Raw genomic sequence first — 19,397 nt, 5'->3', positions numbered from 1 at the left:
GCTAGGGTTGATCTCAATACTGGATACGATAAACCGGCTTAGCCGCATAGCCTGAACCGCCGTATACGGAACCGTACGTACGGTGGTGTGAGAGGACGGCGGATGTAAATCCGCCTCCTACTCGATGCTAACCGAAGATCACTCTTCGATGTTGCCCATGGCGGTGGTGTTGAAGCCGCCGTCTACGTACATGATTTCGCCGCTGATGCCGGACGCCAGGTCCGAGCACAGGAAGGCGCCGGCGTTGCCGACTTCGTCGATGGTGACGTTACGACGCAGCGGGGTTTGCGCTTCGTTGGCGGCCAGCATCTTACGGAAGTTCTTGATGCCGGAAGCGGCGAGGGTGCGGATCGGGCCGGCCGATACGCAGTTGACGCGGGTGCCGTCCGGGCCCAGGGAGCCGGCCAGGTAACGCACGCCAGCTTCCAAAGAAGCCTTGGCCATGCCCATCACGTTGTAGTTCGGCATGGTGCGCTCGGCACCCAGGTACGACAGGGTCAGCAGGCTGCCATTGCGGCCTTTCATCATTTCGCGGCCAGCCTTGGCCAGGGCCACGAAGCTGTAGGCGCTGATGTCGTGAGCGATGCGGAAACCTTCACGGGTGGTGGCTTCGGTGAAGTCGCCGTCCAGTTGGTCGCCCGGGGCGAAGCCGACGGAGTGCACGATGCAGTCCAGGCCGTCCCACTTCTTGCTCAGTGCTTCGAAGACCTTGGCGATTTCTTCATCGCTGGCCACGTCGCACGGGAAGCACAGCTCAGGGCTCGAGCCCCAGCCTTGTGCGAATTCTTCGACACGACCCTTGAGTTTGTCGTTCTGATAAGTGAAGGCAAGCTCAGCGCCCTCGCGATGCATGGCGGCAGCGATGCCGGATGCGATGGACAGCTTGCTGGCGACACCGACGATCAGTACGCGCTTACCGGCGAGAAAACCCATGTGTTGCTCCTCTTTTCAGGTTATTGCGCAGTGGCTGGTGCCAGAAAAGCGGCTTCCAGCAACTGCTGTGTATACGGATGTTGGGGGGCGGCAAAAATGCTTTGCGCGTCTCCCTGTTCGACCACTTGGCCATGCTTGACCACCATCAGCTGGTGGCTCAGCGCTTTGACGACAGCCAGGTCATGGCTGATAAACAGATACGTCAGGTTGTACTTTGTTTGCAGTGAACGTAGCAGCTCCACCACTTGGCGTTGCACGGTCCGGTCGAGGGCCGAAGTCGGCTCGTCCAGCAGAATCAACGCCGGTTTTAGCACTAATGCCCGGGCAATGGCGATTCTTTGCCGTTGCCCACCGGAAAATTCGTGGGGGTAGCGGTGCCGGGTTTCCGGGTCCAGGCCTACCTCCTTGAGTGCCGCAATGATCGCTTGTTCCTGTTCCGCTTCAGTGCCCATCTTGTGGATCCGCAGGCCTTCGCCAACGATCTGGCTCACGCACATCCGTGGGCTCAGGCTGCCGAAAGGGTCCTGGAACACCACCTGCATTTCCCGCCGCAGCGGCCGAATTTCTTGCTGCGTCAGGCAGTCTAGCTGCTTGTCTTCAAAACGGATGGTGCCTTTGCTACCGATCAGCCGCAAAATTGCCAGACCGAGCGTCGACTTGCCGGAACCGCTTTCTCCCACAATCCCCAGGGTCTGGCCCTGGGGCAGGCTGAAATTAATCCCGTCTACCGCTTTGATATGGTCCACGGTCTTTTTCAGAAAGCCTTTCTTGATCGGGAACCAGACTTTCAGGTCCTCGACCTGCAGCAGCGGCGGGCCAATCACATTGCTTGCCGGTTTGCCGCTGGGCTCCGCTGCCAGCAATTCCCGCGTGTACGGATGCTGCGGTGCGCGGAACAATTCTTCGCACGATGCCTGTTCGACGATGCAACCGCGCTGCATGACACATACCCGATGCGCAATTCTTCGCACAAGGTTCAAATCATGACTGATCAGTAACAACGCCATGCCCAGACGGGCCTGCAATTCCTTGAGCAGTTCGAGAATTTTCAGTTGAACGGTCACGTCCAGCGCCGTGGTCGGTTCGTCGGCGATCAGCAATTCCGGCTCATTGGCCAGGGCCATGGCGATCATTACCCGCTGGCGCTGGCCGCCGGACAACTCGTGGGGCAGGGCCTTGAGACGCTTCTCGGGCTCGGGGATGCCGACCATTTCCAGCAGTTCCAGCGTGCGTTTGGTTGCGATTTTGCCGGTCAGGCCTTTGTGGATGCCCAAGATTTCGTTGATCTGTTTCTCGATCGAATGCAGTGGATTGAGCGAGGTCATCGGCTCTTGAAAGATCATCGCGATTCGGTTGCCGCGGATGTGGCGGATGGTTTTCTCTTTCAGGCCCAGCAGGTTCTGGTCGGAATAAGTGATGGTGCCGGACGGATGTCGGGCCAGCGGGTAGGGCAGCAATCGCAGGATCGAGTGGGCGGTCACCGATTTGCCGGAGCCGCTTTCACCCACCAGCGCCAGGGTTTCGCCACGCTTGATGTCGAAGTTCACACCCTCGACCACCCGCTGAATGCGCTCGCCGACGACAAATTCGACGGCCAGATCGCGCACTTCGATCAGATTGTCCTGATTCATTTCACTTCCTCGGGTCGAAGGCATCGCGAGCGGACTCGCCGATGAACACCAGCAGGCTCAACATCAGCGCCAGCACCGCAAATGCACTCATACCCAGCCACGGCGCTTGCAGGTTGGATTTACCTTGGGCCACCAGCTCACCCAGGGACGGCGCGCCCGGCGGCAGGCCGAAGCCGAGGAAATCCAGGGCGGTCAGGGTGCCGATGGCGCCGGTCAGGATGAACGGCATGAAGGTCATGGTCGAGACCATGGCGTTGGGCAGAATATGGCGGAACATGATCGCACCATTGCGCATGCCCAGCGCCCGCGCCGCGCGCACGTATTCCAGATTCCGACCACGCAGGAATTCGGCGCGCACCACATCTACCAGGCTCATCCACGAGAACAGCAGCATGATCCCCAGCAGCCACCAGAAGTTTGGCTGCACGAAACTGGCCAGAATGATCAGCAGGTACAGCACCGGCAACCCGGACCAGATCTCCAGGAAACGCTGCCCGGCCAGATCGACCCAGCCGCCATAAAAACCCTGCAAGGCCCCGGCGATCACGCCGATGATCGAGCTGAGAATGGTCAGCGTCAAAGCGAACAGCACCGAAATCCGGAAGCCGTAAATCACCCGGGCCAGCACGTCGCGGCCCTGATCGTCGGTGCCCAGCAGGTTATCGGCCGAAGGCGGCGCGGGCGCCGGGACTTTCAGGTCGTAGTTGATGCTCTGGTAGCTGTAGGGAATTGGCGCCCACAAAACCCAGGCATCCTTGGCCTTGAGCAATTCACGGATGTAGGGGCTCTTGTAGTTGGCTTCCAGCGGGAATTCGCCGCCAAACGCGGTTTCCGGGTAGCGCTTGAGTGCCGGGAAGTACCAGGCGTTGTCGTAATGCACCACCAGCGGTTTGTCGTTGGCGATCAGCTCGGCACCGAGGCTTGCGCCGAACAGAATCAGGAACAGCCACAGTGACCACCAGCCACGCTTGTTGGCCTTGAACAGTTCGAAACGTCGGCGATTGAGAGGAGACAGGTTCATCTCAATGCTCCCGGCTTTCGAAGTCGATGCGCGGATCGACAAAGGTGTAGGTGAGGTCGCCGATCAGCTTCACCACCAATCCCAGCAGAGTAAAGATGAACAGCGTGCCGAAAACCACCGGGTAATCACGGTTGATCGCCGCCTCGAAACTCATCAAGCCGAGGCCGTCGAGGGAGAAAATCACTTCCACCAGCAATGAGCCGGTGAAAAAGATCCCGATGAACGCCGAAGGGAAACCGGCGATCACCAACAGCATGGCGTTGCGAAATACATGGCCGTAGAGCACGCGGTGACGGGTCAGGCCCTTGGCCTTGGCGGTGACCACATACTGCTTGTTGATTTCATCGAGGAAGCTGTTCTTGGTCAGCAGCGTCATGGTCGCGAAGTTGCCGATCACCAATGCGGTCACCGGCAGTGCCAGGTGCCAGAAATAATCGAGGATCTTGCCGCCGGTGCTCAGCTCGTCGAAGTTGTTCGAGGTCAGGCCCCGCAGCGGGAACCAATCGAAATAGCTGCCGCCGGCGAACACCACAATCAGCAGGATGGCGAACAGGAACGCCGGGATCGCGTAACCGATGATGATTGCCGAACTGGTCCAGACGTCGAAGTGGCTGCCGTGTCGCGTAGCCTTGGCGATCCCCAGCGGGATCGACACCAGGTACATGATCAGCGTGCTCCACAGCCCCAGGGAGATCGACACCGGCAGCTTTTCCTTGATCAGGTCGATGACCTTGGCGTCGCGGAAGAAGCTGTCGCCGAAATCCAGGGTGGCGTAATTCTTGATCATGATCCACAAACGTTCCGGCGCGGATTTATCGAAGCCGTACATGTGCTCGATTTCCTTGACCAGCGCCGGGTCCAGGCCTTGGGCGCCGCGATAGGCGGAACCTGCCACCGATACTTCGGCACCGCCCCCGGCAATGCGGCTGGTGGCGCCTTCGAAACCTTCGAGCTTGGCGATCATCTGTTCCACCGGCCCACCGGGGGCGGCCTGGATGATCACGAAGTTGATCAGCAAAATGCCGAGCAGGGTCGGGATGATCAGCAGCAGCCGCCGAAAAATATACGCCAGCATCTGATTACTCCGTGCCCGCAGGGTCGGCTTGCAATTTGGTTTCGACTTCTATCGGCAATGTCGCATTGGGCTTGACCCACCAGGTATTGATGCCGATGTCATATTTGGGCGAAACCTTCGGGTGGCCGATATGGTTCCAGTACGCCACGCGCCAGGTCTTGATGTGCCAATTGGGGATCACGTAATAGCCCCATTGCAGTACCCGGTCCAGCGCTCGGGCGTGGGCCACCAGGCTTTTACGCGAATCGGCGTTGATCAGTTGCTCGACCAGTTGATCCACCACCGGGTCTTTGAGACCCATGGAATTGCGGCTGCCGGGTTTATCGGCGGCGTCGGTCATCCAGAACTCACGCTGTTCGTTACCCGGCGAATTGGATTGCGGGAAACTGCCGACGATCATATCGAAATCCCGCGAGCGCACGCGGTTGACGTATTGCGAGACGTCGACCCGACGGATCACCAGATCAATGCCCAAATCACTGAGGTTGCGCTTGAACGGCAGCAGTATCCGCTCGAACTCGGTCTGGGCCAGCAGAAATTCGATGGTCACCGGTTTGCCGTTGGCGTCGACCATTTTGTCGTCGACGATCCGCCAGCCGGCCTCTTGCAGCAATTGCCAGGCCTGGCGCTGTTGGGGGCGGATCATGCCGCTGGCGTCGGTCACCGGGTTCTGGAACGCCTCGCTGAACACTTGCTCGGGAATCTTGCCGCGGAACGGGTCGAGGATCGCCAGTTGATCGGCGTCCGGCAGGCCGGTGGCGGCCATTTCCGAGTTTTCGAAGTAACTGCGGGTGCGCGCGTAGGCGCCGTTGAACAGTTGCTTGTTGGTCCATTCGAAGTCCAGCAACAGGCTCAGTGCGTGGCGCACGCGCACATCCTGAAACACCGGGCGGCGCAGGTTGAACACAAAGCCTTGCATGCCAGTGGGGTTGCCGTTCGGGATTTCTTCCTTGATCAGCCGACCTTCGGCCACCGCCGGAATGTTGTAGGCCTTGGCCCAGTTTTTCGCGGCCGATTCCAGCCAGTAGTCGAACTGACCGGCCTTGAGCGCTTCCAGCGCGACGGTGTTGTCGCGGTAGTAATCGGTCGTCATCACATCGAAATTGTAGAAGCCGCGATTGACCGGCAGGTCTTTGCCCCAGTAATCCTTGACCCGCTCATAGCGCACCGAGCGCCCGGCCTTCACTTCGATGACTTTGTACGGGCCGCTGCCCAGCGGCAGTTCCAGATTACCCTTGTTGAAGTCGCGCGTGGCCCACCAATGTTTGGGCAGTACTGGCAACTGTCCGAGGATCAGCGGCAATTCACGGTTGTTTTTGTGCTTGAACTTGAACAGCACTTTAAGCGGGTCTTCGACGACCACTTCTTCCACGTCACTGTAATAGACGCGGAAGAGCGGGGCGCCGTCTTTGACCAGGGTCTGGAAGCTGAACACCACGTCTTCGGCACGCACCGGGTGGCCGTCGTGGAAGCGTGCTTCGGGACGCAGGTAGAAACGCACCCAGCTGTTGTCCGGGGCTTTTTCGATTTTGCCGGCGATCAGGCCGTATTCGGTGAACGGCTCATCCAGGCCATGTTTGGCCAGGGTGTCGTAGATCATGCTGATGTCGTCGGCCGGCACCCCTTTGTTGATGAACGGGTTGAGGCTGTCGAAGCCACCGAACCCGGCCTGGCGAAAGATTCCGCCCTTGGGCGCATCGGGGTTTACGTAATCGAAATGTTTGAAATCGGCCGGGTATTTCGGCGGCTCGTTGTACAGGGTCAGGGCATGTTGCGGGGCGGCACAGGCCAGCCCGGCGAACAACAGAGCGCTGGCCTGCAAGAGCAGGGCGCGTACGAACTTCATCGATCTTTCTCCGAAGATTTCAGCCACCACGCGCTCAGGCCCAGAGTGTAGGGCGGCGTCATGACGAAGGCGAACCGGTTGCGGTAGGCCAGGCGGTGATAATTGAGGTACCAGTTGGGAATGATGTAGTGCTGCCACAGCAGCACCCGGTCCAGCGCCTTGCCGGCGGCGACTTGTGCATCGCGGGTCTGGGCGGCGAGCAATTGTTCGAGCAAATGGTCGACCAGCGGGTTGGCGATGCCGGCGTAGTTCTTGCTGCCCTTGACCCCGACCTGGCTGGAGTGGAAATACTGCCATTGTTCCAGGCCGGGGCTGAGGGTCTGGTTGAGGGTCATCAGGATCATGTCGAAATCGAACTGATCGAGGCGTTGTTTGTATTGGGCGCGATCGACCGTGCGCAGCCGTGCGTCGATGCCGATGCTGGCGAGGTTCTCGACGTAAGGCTGAAGGATGCGTTCCAGGTTCGGGTTGACCAGCAGAATCTCGAAGCGCAACGGTTGGCCGATGGTGTTTTGTAGCCGCTGACCGTTGAGCTTCCAACCGGCCTCGGCGAGCAGGCTCAACGCCTGGCGCATGGTTTCCCGGGGAATGCCGCGGCCTTCGGTCTGCGGCAGGCTGAACGGCTCGGTGAGCAGCTTGGCGGGCAACTGATCGCGATAGGGCTTGAGCAACAGCCACTCGTGACCGACCGGTAGCCCGGTGGCGGAGAACTCGCTGTTGGGGTAATAACTCATTGCTCGCTTGTAGGCGCCGCTGAACAGCGTGCGGTTGGTCCATTCGAAATCGAACATCAGCCCCAGCGCTTCACGGACCTTGATCTGGGCAAACGCCGGCCGCCGACTGTTCATGAACAGGCCCTGAGTCTGGGTCGGGATCTGATGCGGGATCTGCGCCTTGATCACCTCGCCACGGCGCACGGCCGGGAAGTTGTAACCATTGGCCCAGTTCTTCGCCTGGTGTTCGATGTAGATGTCGAACTCGCCGGCCTTGAACGCTTCGAAAGCCACGTCGCTATCACGATAGAACTCGACTTCCATGCGATCGACGTTGTATTTGCCGCGATTGACCGGCAAGTCCTTGCCCCAGTAATCCTTGACCCGTTCGAAGACGATCTGCCGTCCAGGCGTTACCGAGCTGATTCGATACGGCCCGCTGCCCAATGGCGGCTCGAAGGTGGTGGCCTTGAAATCGCGACCTTCCCAGTAATGTTGGGGCAACACGGGCAACTCGCCCAGGCGCAGGATCAACAGCGGATTGCCGGCGCGCTTGAAGACGAAACGGATACGCCGTGGGTTGAGGATATCCACCCGCGACACTTCCTGAAGGTTGGTGCGGTATTGCGGATGACCGTCCTTGAGCAGCAAACGGTAAGAAAACGCGACGTCGTAAGCGGTGATCGGCGTGCCATCGTGGAAACGTGCTTCGGGACGCAGGTTGAATACCACCCAGCTGCGGTCCTCGCTGTATTCCACCGATTGGGCGATCAGGCCATAGCTGGAGGTCGGCTCATCGCCGGACGGCGCGTATTGGCCGGTGCCGACCATCAGCGGTTCATTGAGTTCGTTGATGCCATATTGCAGGAAGTTGCCGGTGGAAACCGGGCTCGAGCCTTTGAATGTGTAAGGGTTGAGCGTATCGAAGGTGCCAAACGCCATCACCCGCAACGTACCGCCCTTGGGCGCTTGCGGGTTGACCCAGTCGAAGTGGGTAAATCTGGCCGGGTACTTGAGCGTGCCGAACTGCGCATAACCATGGCTTTCGCTGATCGTCGCGCTTGCGGGGGAGCTCAAGGCCAGGCTGATCAGGAGCAGGAGGAGGGGACGCTTCAAGTCAGAGATCCGATCCAGGCGGCTTGGGCTTTGTGGGCCGTACAGTAACAGCTTGTATCGACAGGAAAAAGACGGGGGGTTAATGCGTGGTTAATTGTGCAGGTGAAGGTCCGGCGGCTCGCAGAACCTGTGGCGAGGGAGCAAGCTCCCTCGCCACAAAAAGCCCCATTGCCTGAGCCAGCTTAATTCGGCGAAGCCACCGTCAGCATCTGTCCCGGCTTCAGTGCCTGGCCAACTCTAGGGTTCCAGCGCTTGAGGTGCTGCATTTCAACGTTGAAGCGTTTGGCGACCATGTACAGCGAGTCGCCTTGTTTGACCTTGTACCGGGTCTGCGTCTTGTTGGTTACCTTGCCGCTCGTTTTGCTGTTCGCCGCGACCACGGTGTTGACGCGCCCGGATTTGCGCTTGGTGGTGTCCTGCATCACCAGGGTCTGGCCGACTTTGAGATCCTTGCCGGTCAGTTTGTTCCAGCGTTGCAGATCCTTGACGTCGACCTTGTTGGCCTTGGCGATGGTGCCCAGATTGTCACCGCGTTTGACCCGGTAGGCGCGCTTGAGGCTAGCGATTTCGCTGTCGTCTGCGCCTTCGAATACTGGCTTGAGCGATCGCTGACTGATCAGCTCTTCAGGGCGCATGGTCGACAGACTGGTGGTCAGCAGTTGCGCCTTGGACGTCGGCACCAGCAAATGCTGGGGGCCGTCAATGGTGGTGCGCTGCTTGAAGGCCGGGTTGAGCTGGAACAGCTCGTCTTCGTCGATGTTGGCCACCGCGGCAACCTTGGACAGGTCCATGCGCTGGTTGATTTCGACGACCTGGAAGTACGGTTCATTGGCGATCGGGTTGAGGTTCACGCCGTAAGCTTCGGGCGCGAGGACCACTTGCGACAATGCCAGCAGTTTCGGCACATAGGCCTGGGTTTCCGCTGGCAGCGGCAGGTTCCAGTAGTCGGTCGGCAGGCCGAGTCGTTCGTTGCGCTCGATGGCCCGGCTGACCGTACCTTCGCCGGCATTGTAGGCCGCCAGAGCCAGCAACCAGTCGCCGTTGAACATGTCGTGCAGGCGGGTCAGGTAATCCATGGCCGCGGTGGTCGAGGCGGTGATGTCACGACGGCCATCGTAGAAACGGGTCTGACGCAGGTTGAAGTAACGCCCGGTGGAAGGAATGAATTGCCAAAGACCCACCGCATTGGCCCGGGAATAGGCCATCGGGTTGTAGGCGCTTTCAATTACCGGCAACAGCGCCAATTCCAGCGGCATGTTGCGTTCTTCAAGGCGTTCGACAATGTAGTGAATGTAGAGGCTGCCACGTTCGCCGGCGTTCTCGAGGAAGGACGGGTTACTGGCGAACCACAGGCGCTGTTGCTCGATGCGCGGGTTGACGCCCAGGTTGTCCTGCAACTGGAAGCCCTGGCGCATGCGCTCCCAGACGTCCTGTGGAATTTGCGGTGTTGGTTTTTCGCTGAGCCAGATGGGTTTTTGTTTGGCTCGAGCGGCGATGTTCGGAGTGTGTGTCGCTTCGGTCTGCGGCACATGGCTGGAACAGCCCGCCAACGTGGCGGACACAGCCACCGCGATGGCTTGAGCCAAGCGGGTCAATGCGTCTGAATTGATGGTTTTACGAATAGGTGACGACATTGGCTGGAAGTAAGTTCCGGGCAAAAATGTCGGGCGATTCTAGAAAGCGCACCCCCTTCGGTCAACCATTCAGAATTTTTGTATCAGTAAGCAGCCTCCCTAGAACGTATCTTTCCACGCTCGAAGAGCAGCAAAAACCGCACTCGGAGCCCGGTTATCGGGTCCGTTCCGTTCGTCCACTTTTTCTTTAACGGATGTTTCGTCGGTGCGCAAAAACGGATTGGTGAGTTTTTCCAGCGCCAGCGTCGAAGGCAGGGTCATGATTCCAGCGTCGCGTTGCCGGGTGACTTCATCCAGGCGTTCAAGGGTATTGGGGTTGGCCGGTTCGACTGCAGCGGCGAACTTCAGATTGCTCAGGGTGTACTCGTGGGTGCAGTAGACCAGCGTATTCTCGGGCAGTGCCGCGAGGCGGCTCAGCGAGCGATGCATTTGCTCGGGCGTGCCTTCGAACAACCGTCCGCAACCGGCGGCGAACAGGGTGTCGCCGCAAAACAAATGGCCCTGGTGATAATAGGCAATGTGCCCGAGGGTATGGCCCGGCACTGCGAGAATGTCGAAGTCCCAGCCCAGCACGTTGATGCGGTCATTGTCCTTGAGGGCCACGTCCCGCGCCGGGATGATTTCGCTGGCCGGGCCGTAGACTGTCGCGTCTGTCGCTTTTTTCAGCCGCTCGACGCCGCCGACATGGTCATGATGGTGATGAGTGATCAGAATATCGCTTAATACCCAACCCGGGTGCGCCGCAAGCCACGCTTGTACTGGGGCGGCATCGCCCGGATCGACCACGGCGCAGCGCTGGGTGCTGTGGTCTTGTAACAACCAGATGTAGTTGTCGGTGAAGGCGGGCAGGGCACTGATCTGTATCATCGTCGGATTCGCCAAGCGGAAAACATTGGCGCATCTTAGAACTTCCTGGCGCGTTGGAGAATGCAATGACCGATAAAGCGTTCGCTCAGGCCGATCCTGAGTGGCTGACATTGATCAGCGCGGCCCGTGAATGGCTGTCCGGGCCCATCGGGCAATTTCTGCTGGACGAAGAGCGCCGCATGCTCGAAGACGAGTTGGGGCGCTTCTTCGGCGGCTACCTGGTGCATTACGGCCCTTCTGCGCAAACGCCGCCGTCGGCGCCGCAGGTTCAGCGCAATGTGCGGCTCGGTGCGCCGTTGCCGGGGGTCGAGATCGTTTGTGAAGAGCAGGCCTGGCCTTTGAGCGAGCACGCCGCCGATGTGGTGGTGTTGCAGCACGGGCTGGATTTCTGTCTGTCGCCCCACGGTTTGCTGCGCGAAGCTGCGAGCAGCGTGCGGCCTGGCGGGCATCTGCTGATTGTCGGGATCAACCCCTGGAGCAGTTGGGGCTTGCGTCATGTGTTCGCCCATGATGGCTTGCGCAAGGCCCGTTGCATTTCTCCGTCGCGGGTTGGCGACTGGCTGAACCTGCTGGGCTTCGCGCTGGAGAAACGCCGCTTCGGGTGCTATCGTCCGCCGCTTGCGTCGCCCGCCTGGCAGTCCCGTCTGGCCGGTTGGGAGCGCAAGGCCGGTGACTGGCAGTTGTCGGGTGGTGGCTTCTATTTATTGGTCGCGCGCAAGATCGTGGTGGGCCTGCGCCCAGTGCGCCAGGAGCGACGCGAACCAATGGGCAAGTTGATTCCGTTGCCGATGGCCAAGGTCAATCGTCGTCACCTCGAACCGTAATACACATTTTAATTTTCCCGGCCGGGGTTCGCCCCGGCCTCGGGCATCGTCGGTCACCGATCGGCGAGCCACCGCATTTTCTGGATAGATTGGCATGAGCGATAGCGTAGAACTCTTCACCGATGGCGCCTGTAAGGGCAATCCTGGCCCCGGCGGCTGGGGCGCGTTGCTGGTGTGCAAAGGCGTTGAAAAAGAACTGTGGGGCGGCGAAGCCAACACCACCAACAACCGCATGGAACTGATGGGCGCCATCCGTGGCCTGGAAGAACTCAAGCGCTCCTGCGATGTACTGCTGGTGACCGACTCCCAATACGTGATGAAAGGCATCAACGAGTGGATGGCCAACTGGAAGAAGCGCGGCTGGAAAACCGCGGCGAAGGAACCGGTGAAAAACGCCGACCTGTGGAAACTGCTCGACGAGCAGGTCAATCGCCACAACGTCACCTGGAAATGGGTGCGTGGGCACATCGGCCATCACGGAAATGAACGGGCTGACCAACTGGCCAACCGCGGCGTTGATGAAGTGCGTGGGTACAAGCAGGCTTGATCTCCCGACCATAGATCGTTCCCACGCTCCGCGTGGGAATGCCTCAAGGGACGCTCTGCGTTCCCAATGGGACGCAGAGCGTCCCCGGCTGCATTCCCACGCAGAGCGTGGGAACGATCAATGGAAGCGAGCCACGGTGTATCTGAAAGACCCCGGCGAGCGTGTTAACATCGCCGCTTTTGCACGATTGACCCGTTGAGAGCTGAGCACTGATGGCCACCAGATCCGTTGTACTCGATACCGAAACCACCGGCATGCCGGTGACCGACGGCCACCGGATTATCGAAATCGGTTGTGTCGAGTTGATCGGTCGGCGCCTGACCGGCCGGCACTTCCACGTTTATCTGCAACCGGATCGCGAGAGTGACGAAGGCGCCATCGGCGTCCACGGCATCACTAACGAATTCCTGGTGGGCAAGCCGCGATTCACCGAAGTGGCCGATGAGTTTTTCGAGTTCATCAAGGGCGCGCAGCTGATCATCCATAACGCGGCGTTCGACGTTGGCTTCATCAACAACGAATTCGCCTTGATGGGCCAGCACGATCGTGCGGACATCACGCAACATTGCTCGATCCTCGACACCCTGATGATGGCTCGGGAACGTCACCCGGGGCAGCGCAACAGCCTCGACGCCTTGTGCAAACGCTATGACGTCGACAACTCAGGCCGTGAACTGCACGGCGCCTTGCTCGACTCCGAGATTCTCGCCGACGTTTACCTGACCATGACCGGTGGGCAGACCAGCCTGTCGCTGGCCGGGAATGCATCCGATGGCAATGGTTCCGGTGGGGGCGCGGACAACTCCGCCACGGAGATCCGTCGTCTGCCGGCCGATCGTCAGCCGGCCCGGATCATCCGCGCCAGTGAAGAGGATCTGGCCCAGCACATCGCGCGCCTTGAAGCCATTGCCAAATCCGCCGGCGCTCCGTCGCTGTGGCAGCAATTGGCCGAGGCCAAGGCTCAGGCCTGAAAAGAACACAACAAATGCCCATGAACGACGCGAACCTGTAGGAGCCGGCTTGCCGGCGAAGGCGTTTTCACGGCGCTGCATGCTGTGAGGCCGCCTTCGCTGGCAAGCCAGCTCCTACACCGTGAACGGAGTGCTCAATTCGGGCCAGTTATAATGACCCGGCGCCCCACTTCGGGGCATCCCCCTCGCCACATGCGCTCCAACCCTCTACCCTGAGGTTATTGGCAGGCTACGGTCTGCCGCCTCAGGACACCGAGCCCCCATGTATAAAGATTTGAAATTCCCGGTCCTGATCGTCCACCGCGACATCAAGGCCGACACCGTTGCCGGTGATCGTGTGCGCGGTATTGCGCGGGAACTGGAGCAGGAAGGTTTCAGCATTGTTTCTGCGGTGGATTACAACGAGGGACGTCTGGTCGCCTCGACCCATCATGGCCTCGCCTGCATGTTGATTGCCGCCGAAGACGCCAGCACCGATGCTCATCTTCTGCATAACATGGCCGAGCTGATCCGCCTGGCACGGGTTCGGGCGCCGGACCTGCCGATCTTTGCCCTGGGCGAGCAGGTCACCCTGGAAAATGCCCCGGCCGATGCCATGGCCGAGCTCAATCAGCTGCGCGGCATTCTCTATTTATTCGAAGACACCGTGCCCTTCCTCGCGCGTCAGGTCGCTCGCGCGGCGCGCAAATATCTGGACGGTCTGTTGCCACCGTTCTTCAAGGCATTGGTGCAGCACACCGCCGACTCCAATTACTCCTGGCACACGCCGGGCCATGGCGGTGGCGTGGCCTATCACAAAAGCCCGGTGGGGCAGGCGTTTCACCAGTTTTTCGGGGAAAATACCCTGCGTTCGGATTTGTCGGTGTCGGTGCCGGAACTCGGTTCGCTGCTCGATCACACCGGTCCGCTGGCGGAGGCGGAAGCGAGAGCCGCGCGCAATTTTGGCGCCGATCACACCTTTTTCGTAATCAATGGCACCTCGACCGCCAATAAAATCGTCTGGCATTCCATGGTGGCTCGCGATGATCTGGTGCTGGTGGATCGCAACTGCCACAAGTCGGTGCTGCACTCGATCATCATGACCGGCGCGATCCCGCTGTACCTGTGCCCGGAGCGCAATGAGCTGGGGATCATCGGCCCGATTCCGTTGAGCGAATTCAGTCGCGAATCGATCCAGGCCAAGATCGACGCCAGTCCGCTGACCCAGGGCCGTGAGCCCAAGGTCAAGTTGGCGGTGGTGACCAACTCGACTTATGACGGTCTCTGTTACAACGCCGAGCTGATCAAGCAGAGCCTGGGCAACAGCGTCGAGGTGCTGCATTTCGATGAGGCCTGGTACGCCTACGCGGCGTTTCACGAGTTCTTCGCCGGCCGTTATGGAATGGGCACTTCCCGCACTGAAGACAGCCCACTGGTGTTCACCACCCATTCCACGCACAAATTGCTGGCGGCGTTCAGCCAGGCGTCGATGATTCACGTTCAGGACGGTGGCGCCCGGCAACTGGATCGCGACCGTTTCAACGAAGCGTTCATGATGCACATCTCGACCTCGCCGCAGTACAGCATCATCGCTTCGCTGGACGTGGCGTCGGCGATGATGGAAGGGCCGGCAGGTCGTTCGCTGTTGCAGGAAATGTTCGACGAGGCCCTGAGCTTTCGCCGGGCCCTGGCCAATCTGCGCCAGCATATCGCCGCCGATGACTGGTGGTTTTCCATCTGGCAGCCGCCCTTGGTGGAACGCATCGAACAGGTGGTCACCGAAGACTGGTTGCTGCAACCCGACGCCGATTGGCACGGCTTTGGCGGCGTGACCGACGACTACGTGCTGCTCGATCCGATCAAGGTCACGCTGGTGATGCCGGGTTTGACGGCGGGCGGTGCCCTGAGCGCGCGGGGGATTCCGGCGGCGGTGGTCAGCAAGTTCCTCTGGGAACGTGGGCTGGTCGTGGAAAAGACCGGTCTGTATTCGTTCCTGGTGCTGTTCTCCATGGGCATCACCAAGGGCAAATGGAGCACGCTGCTGACCGAGTTGCTGGAGTTCAAGCGCAGCTACGACGCCAATGTCAGCCTGGCCACCTGCCTGCCGTGCGTGGCGCAACCCAATATTGCCCGTTATCAAGGCATGGGCCTGCGCGATTTGTGTGATCAATTGCACGCCTGCTATCGCAGCAACGCCACGGCCAAACACCTAAAACGCATGTACACAGTGCTGCCGGAAGTCGCCATGAAGCCGGCTGACGCCTATGATCAATTGGTACGCGGGGAAGTTGAAGCTGTTTCGATCGATGCTCTGGACGGGCGGATCGCGGCGGTGATGCTGGTGCCGTATCCGCCGGGGATTCCATTGATCATGCCCGGCGAGCGTTTCACCGAGTCGACCCGTTCGATCATCGATTACCTTAAGTTTGCCCGTACGTTCGACAGTAGCTTCCCCGGATTTGTCGTAGATGTGCACGGCTTGCAACACGAAGACGAGGGCAATGGACGGCACTATACCGTCGATTGCATCAAGGAATGAGGACCTTTCCTAGTATGCAACCTGTCATGAATCCCAAATACCCAGGCCTCTCGGTGCGTGTCGCCGATGAGGGATTTGCGGCTTATATCTGGGGCAGTGATTTCAGTTTTGAAGTCGCCGCCTATGGTGCCGCGCAAATCGGTAAGCCGGTGGCGCAGTGGCCGGTGACGCCAATCACCCCGTATCGCAAGTGCTATGGCATCGATCCCGAGGAATTCAGCAGTTTTCGCGATGCCGCTGACAGCGCGATTTTCATGGCCTATCTGGATGATGAGCCGGTGGGTCACCTGGTGGTCAGCACCAACTGGAACGGCTTCGCCCATATCGATGAGTTGGCGGTGCATGCTCCGGCGCGTTGCCATGGCGTGGCCAAGGCGCTGCTGGACGTGGCGCAGTTCTGGAGTCGCAAGAAAAAACTGCCGGGCATCATGCTGGAAACCCAGAACAACAACCTGAGCGCCTGTCGACTTTATGAGCGTTGCGGTTACACGGTCGGCGGGATCGATCATCTGCGCTATCGCGGGATCGACCCGAACACCGCCGAGGTGGCACTGTTCTGGTACCGGTTGTTCGATAATCCGCTGGAAAGCCCGCTCAGCTCGCCAGCATCGCCACGGCTTGTTCCGTGATGATGTCCAGCAACGCCTGAACCGCCGAAGAGGGCTCGACGCTCTTGAGGCTCAAGGCATAGACGCTGATCGGGACGGCAGGCGCCAGTGGGCAGGCATCGAGCCCGGCCGATTTGGCGCCTAGGGCGGTAAACGGGTCGACGATCGCCAGGCCTTCACCGGCCTCGACCATGCTGCGCATCATTTGATGAGTCTGGACCCGGGTCTGGATGACGGGAGCCGGGCGCAGCGCATGCAGCTTGTTGTCCAACGCCGGGCTTAACGGATCGTGCCCTTCCAGGCCGACCATCGACTGACCGGCCAGGTCCTGCAGCGAGATGTACTTCTGTTTCGGTTGCAGCCAGCCATGGGGCGCCAGTAGCTGGAGCTTGCCTTGAGCGATGACCTGGCAATGGATATCCGCGTACTCCGGGTCGTGCAGGCTCAGGCCCAGATCGCTTTCACGCAGCAGCAGGCTTCTGACAATCTCGCGGGTCGGCTGGCTCAGGAGGGTGCAAGGTGCGTCGGGGAGGCGTCGGCGCAGGGCCGCGATGCTATGTGGCAACAATTGTTGTGCCAGCGGCGGGGTGCAGATGATTCGCAGGGGTGGGGCCAAGTATTGCTTGAGGCTGCTGGCCAGTCGCTGGACCGGCTCAAGGGCTTCGTAGACGTGGGCGATCTCGACCTGCAACTCCCGCGCCTCGCGCGTGGCTTGCAAACGACCACGCACGCTGGCAAACAGCATGAAACCCAATTGATCTTCGGCGTCACGCAGGGTGCGTTCGACCTCGGCCACTGGCAGCTGCAGCCATTCGGCGGCGGTGCCCAGATGGCCGGTCTGCAGAAGCGCCTGGATTACTTCGATATGACGTAAACGCATGCGTGAAGTCCATGTTCAGCAGGTGAGGGAGTCAGTCACTGAATCCTAACTCAAGTGCGCGCATATGACTTCTGCTCATAACAGCGGGTTATGAGGCGACGCTTGTTTCAGGTTCGCGAATGAGAGTGACGCCCGTTTGCACAAGCAGAAATTCGTTGTCGGCGAGCTTGTTGACCCGGTCGCCAATGGCCAGCTTATAGGTAGTGACAGGCCCCGAGCCGTCTACCGATGGGATAGATTCCTGGAACTCATGCACCGAATAAACGCGGCCTTCCGCGTCTCTGGCATGGAACTGACTGACGAGTACTGCTGCCATCTGCTTAGAACCTCTGGAGATAAATCACTCAATTTGCGGTTCTGTAGACCGTGGTTGGGCGAGGTAAGTTTTCCTACAGGAAAAAAATAGTCAGGGACGGCGATTTTCCGTCGTCCACTGGTTGAATCGTCATTTGATCATCTATAACTAAGGGCTCTTTCCATCGGACAGTCGAGGAATTCTCCATGAGCAATGTCTACGAGATCGCCGTTCTGGTCGGCAGCCTTAGAAAAGCATCAATCAACCGCAAGGTCGCGCTGGCGCTGGCCGAACTGGCGCCTGCCAATCTGAAGCTGACTATTATCGAAATCGGTGATTTGCCGCTCTACAACGAAGACATCGATGGTGATTCACCGCCGGCAGCCTACAGCACTTTCCGACAACAAGTGAGCTCATCCGACGCAGTGCTGTTCGTGACCCCGGAATACAACCGTTCGGTACCGGCGCCATTGAAGAATGCGATCGATGTGGGTTCGCGCCCCTATGGCAAGAGCGCCTGGAACGGCAAGCCGGGCGCGGTGATCAGCGCTTCACCAGGCGCCGTCGGCGGATTTGGGGCCAACCATAACGTGCGCCAGTCCATGGTGTTTCTCAATGTGCCGTGCATGCAGCAGCCGGAAGCCTATCTGGGCGGCGCCGGTTCATTGTTCGACGAGGCGGGAAAGCTGTCCGAGTCGGTCAAGCCGTTCCTGCAGAAATTCATCGATGCCTATGCGCTGTGGGTTGAGCAGCATAAAAAGCAATGACCGTCCCCATCTAGACCGCGTTGGGCCATTCGCGGGCAAGCCTCGCTCCTACAGGTTTTGTGTCGTTCGCCAATTTCGTGAACGACACAAAACCTGTAGGAGCGAGGCTTGCCCGCGAAGAGGCCCGCCCAAACGCTACAAAACTCAACCATTACCCGGCACATTCGGCCAAAGATCGGACACCAGAAACAGCCGCTCGGCTTCTTCCCAATCCCCATTCGTACTTTCCGTCAGCCGAACCATCAATTGCGCCGGTGCCAGCGGGTCCAGATCGCTCAGCCACGCATTCAGCTGTTCAGCGTTCCAGGTTTGCTCTTCGGGGTAGTGCGCAGGCGCCAGCCAGGCATGGCGGGGCAGGGGTTGCCAGCGACCGAAGGGGCGCTGCACGACAAAGTCCGTCCAGTCCTTCTGATGCAGCCAGCTACCGCGCAAATGTTGAGGATGCGCGCCGCTGGGTGACTCAGCCTGTCCCGGCCACGGATAGAGCAGATAACCGCCCAGCCACAGATGCGCACTGAACTGCTGGATATCCAGCGATGCCAGCACGGCACGGCTTTCCGCCCGCGCGGAAATCGGTAATTGATGCTGGCTCAGGTGCTCCAGTTTACGGTCGAGTCGATCATGACAACCCGGTCCGAGCCACTGCGCGGTGTCATGGCCGTCACCGTTCTGTGGCCCAAGATAAAGCTTGATCGCCAGTTCAAGATGATGCACGCCATCGCGATCACGCAGCAGCATGTCCAGCTCACCCAAGGTGTGACCTTCACGGCGGATCGGCAGGTTGGCGGCAATCAGTTCGATGCCGGGCGCGTGCCGCACGGCGTATTGCCATAGCCGCTCGTAGTACAGACCCAGGCGTCGGGTCCTGGCCTGGGCCAGCCAGTGCAGCAAATCGTAGCTGTCGCGATCCAATTGTCTGAGCCAGTCTTCCAGGCGCTCCGGTGCCTGCACCCAGTCGCTGCCGGCCAGCGGATGACGCTGCGGCCACGGGGTGATGCTGAGCATCGGCGGCGCGAGGATGACCCAAGCCAGGTCGCGCACTTCAGGGTGGCGCAACTGGTGGGGTAACTGGAGCAAATCTGGAAATAGGATCATCTTGCGAGCATAGCCCGAAACGCGAGCGCACCGTCGTGGCTGAAAGGGTTTTGTCT

17 protein-coding genes are annotated in these 19,397 nt (G+C 59.8%); 6 read left to right on the top strand and 11 right to left on the bottom strand.

Annotated elements, in window-relative coordinates:
* Positions 1 to 138: 138 nt before the first annotated feature.
* From fabI to gloB, 8 genes are all read right to left on the bottom strand, one after another.
* Positions 139 to 933, bottom strand: a complete 795-nt coding sequence (gene fabI / locus MEB48_RS22495; RefSeq protein WP_007906751.1) for an enoyl-ACP reductase FabI — start codon at positions 931 to 933, stop codon at positions 139 to 141.
* A gap of 20 nt (positions 934 to 953) precedes the next feature.
* The gene (locus MEB48_RS22490; protein WP_237886086.1) at positions 954 to 2,564 is read right to left on the bottom strand and encodes an ABC transporter ATP-binding protein; all 1,611 of its coding nucleotides are present in this window, start codon (positions 2,562 to 2,564) and stop codon (positions 954 to 956) included.
* Position 2,565: 1 nt separating this feature from the next.
* On the bottom strand, positions 2,566 to 3,585 hold the full coding sequence (locus MEB48_RS22485) for an ABC transporter permease (RefSeq protein WP_237886085.1): 1,020 nt from the start codon (positions 3,583 to 3,585) through the stop codon (positions 2,566 to 2,568).
* Position 3,586: 1 nt separating this feature from the next.
* Entirely contained in the window at positions 3,587 to 4,660 is a 1,074-nt protein-coding gene (locus tag MEB48_RS22480; protein WP_237886084.1) for a microcin C ABC transporter permease YejB, read from the bottom strand.
* A gap of 4 nt (positions 4,661 to 4,664) precedes the next feature.
* Positions 4,665 to 6,506: an extracellular solute-binding protein gene (locus MEB48_RS22475; protein ID WP_237886083.1), complete on the bottom strand. Its 1,842-nt coding sequence runs from the start codon at positions 6,504 to 6,506 to the stop codon at positions 4,665 to 4,667.
* Positions 6,503 to 8,335, bottom strand: a complete 1,833-nt coding sequence (locus MEB48_RS22470; protein WP_237886082.1) for an extracellular solute-binding protein — start codon at positions 8,333 to 8,335, stop codon at positions 6,503 to 6,505. Before MEB48_RS22470 ends, MEB48_RS22475 begins: the two co-directional genes overlap by 4 nt.
* 182 nt (positions 8,336 to 8,517) lie before the next feature.
* A complete protein-coding gene (locus MEB48_RS22465; protein ID WP_237886081.1) occupies positions 8,518 to 9,969 on the bottom strand; it encodes a transglycosylase SLT domain-containing protein in 1,452 nt (483 codons plus the stop codon).
* A gap of 99 nt (positions 9,970 to 10,068) precedes the next feature.
* Positions 10,069 to 10,836 carry a hydroxyacylglutathione hydrolase gene (gene gloB / locus MEB48_RS22460; RefSeq protein WP_237886080.1) on the bottom strand — a complete coding sequence of 256 codons (768 nt, stop codon included), beginning with the start codon at positions 10,834 to 10,836 and terminating at the stop codon, positions 10,069 to 10,071.
* A gap of 65 nt (positions 10,837 to 10,901) precedes the next feature.
* Between gloB and MEB48_RS22455 the strand changes: the two genes are divergently transcribed.
* From MEB48_RS22455 to MEB48_RS22435, 5 genes are all read left to right on the top strand, one after another.
* Positions 10,902 to 11,660: a class I SAM-dependent methyltransferase gene (locus tag MEB48_RS22455; RefSeq protein WP_237886079.1), complete on the top strand. Its 759-nt coding sequence runs from the start codon at positions 10,902 to 10,904 to the stop codon at positions 11,658 to 11,660.
* A gap of 94 nt (positions 11,661 to 11,754) precedes the next feature.
* Complete coding sequence (rnhA, locus tag MEB48_RS22450) at positions 11,755 to 12,207, top strand: ribonuclease HI (RefSeq protein WP_003180633.1); 453 nt, start codon at positions 11,755 to 11,757, stop codon at positions 12,205 to 12,207.
* Between the two features lie 212 nt (positions 12,208 to 12,419).
* Entirely contained in the window at positions 12,420 to 13,178 is a 759-nt protein-coding gene (gene dnaQ / locus MEB48_RS22445) for a DNA polymerase III subunit epsilon (protein WP_237886078.1), read from the top strand.
* Between the two features lie 262 nt (positions 13,179 to 13,440).
* A complete protein-coding gene (locus MEB48_RS22440) occupies positions 13,441 to 15,696 on the top strand; it encodes an Orn/Lys/Arg decarboxylase N-terminal domain-containing protein (protein ID WP_237886077.1) in 2,256 nt (751 codons plus the stop codon).
* A 14-nt stretch (positions 15,697 to 15,710) separates the two neighbouring features.
* The gene (locus MEB48_RS22435; RefSeq protein WP_237886076.1) at positions 15,711 to 16,325 is read left to right on the top strand and encodes a GNAT family N-acetyltransferase; all 615 of its coding nucleotides are present in this window, start codon (positions 15,711 to 15,713) and stop codon (positions 16,323 to 16,325) included.
* Here the strand turns inward: MEB48_RS22435 and MEB48_RS22430 are convergent.
* Together MEB48_RS22430 and MEB48_RS22425 are read right to left on the bottom strand one after the other, a co-directional pair.
* On the bottom strand, positions 16,291 to 17,184 hold the full coding sequence (locus tag MEB48_RS22430; protein WP_237886075.1) for a LysR substrate-binding domain-containing protein: 894 nt from the start codon (positions 17,182 to 17,184) through the stop codon (positions 16,291 to 16,293). The genes MEB48_RS22435 and MEB48_RS22430 overlap by 35 nt on opposite strands.
* Before the next feature lie 88 nt (positions 17,185 to 17,272).
* A complete protein-coding gene (locus tag MEB48_RS22425) occupies positions 17,273 to 17,500 on the bottom strand; it encodes a hypothetical protein (RefSeq protein WP_237886074.1) in 228 nt (75 codons plus the stop codon).
* A gap of 185 nt (positions 17,501 to 17,685) precedes the next feature.
* Between MEB48_RS22425 and MEB48_RS22420 the strand changes: the two genes are divergently transcribed.
* Entirely contained in the window at positions 17,686 to 18,246 is a 561-nt protein-coding gene (locus MEB48_RS22420; protein WP_237886073.1) for an NADPH-dependent FMN reductase, read from the top strand.
* A 144-nt stretch (positions 18,247 to 18,390) separates the two neighbouring features.
* Here MEB48_RS22420 and MEB48_RS22415 read toward each other — a convergent pair whose 3' ends face one another.
* A complete protein-coding gene (locus MEB48_RS22415) occupies positions 18,391 to 19,341 on the bottom strand; it encodes a DUF1853 family protein (RefSeq protein WP_237886072.1) in 951 nt (316 codons plus the stop codon).
* Positions 19,342 to 19,397 lie beyond the last annotated feature (56 nt).

This window comes from Pseudomonas sp. PGPR40, assembly GCF_022014505.1.
Lineage (GTDB): Bacteria > Pseudomonadota > Gammaproteobacteria > Pseudomonadales > Pseudomonadaceae > Aquipseudomonas.
The sequence above is the reverse complement of the archived record's forward strand: the minus strand, read 5'-3'. Positions and strand labels throughout refer to the sequence as shown.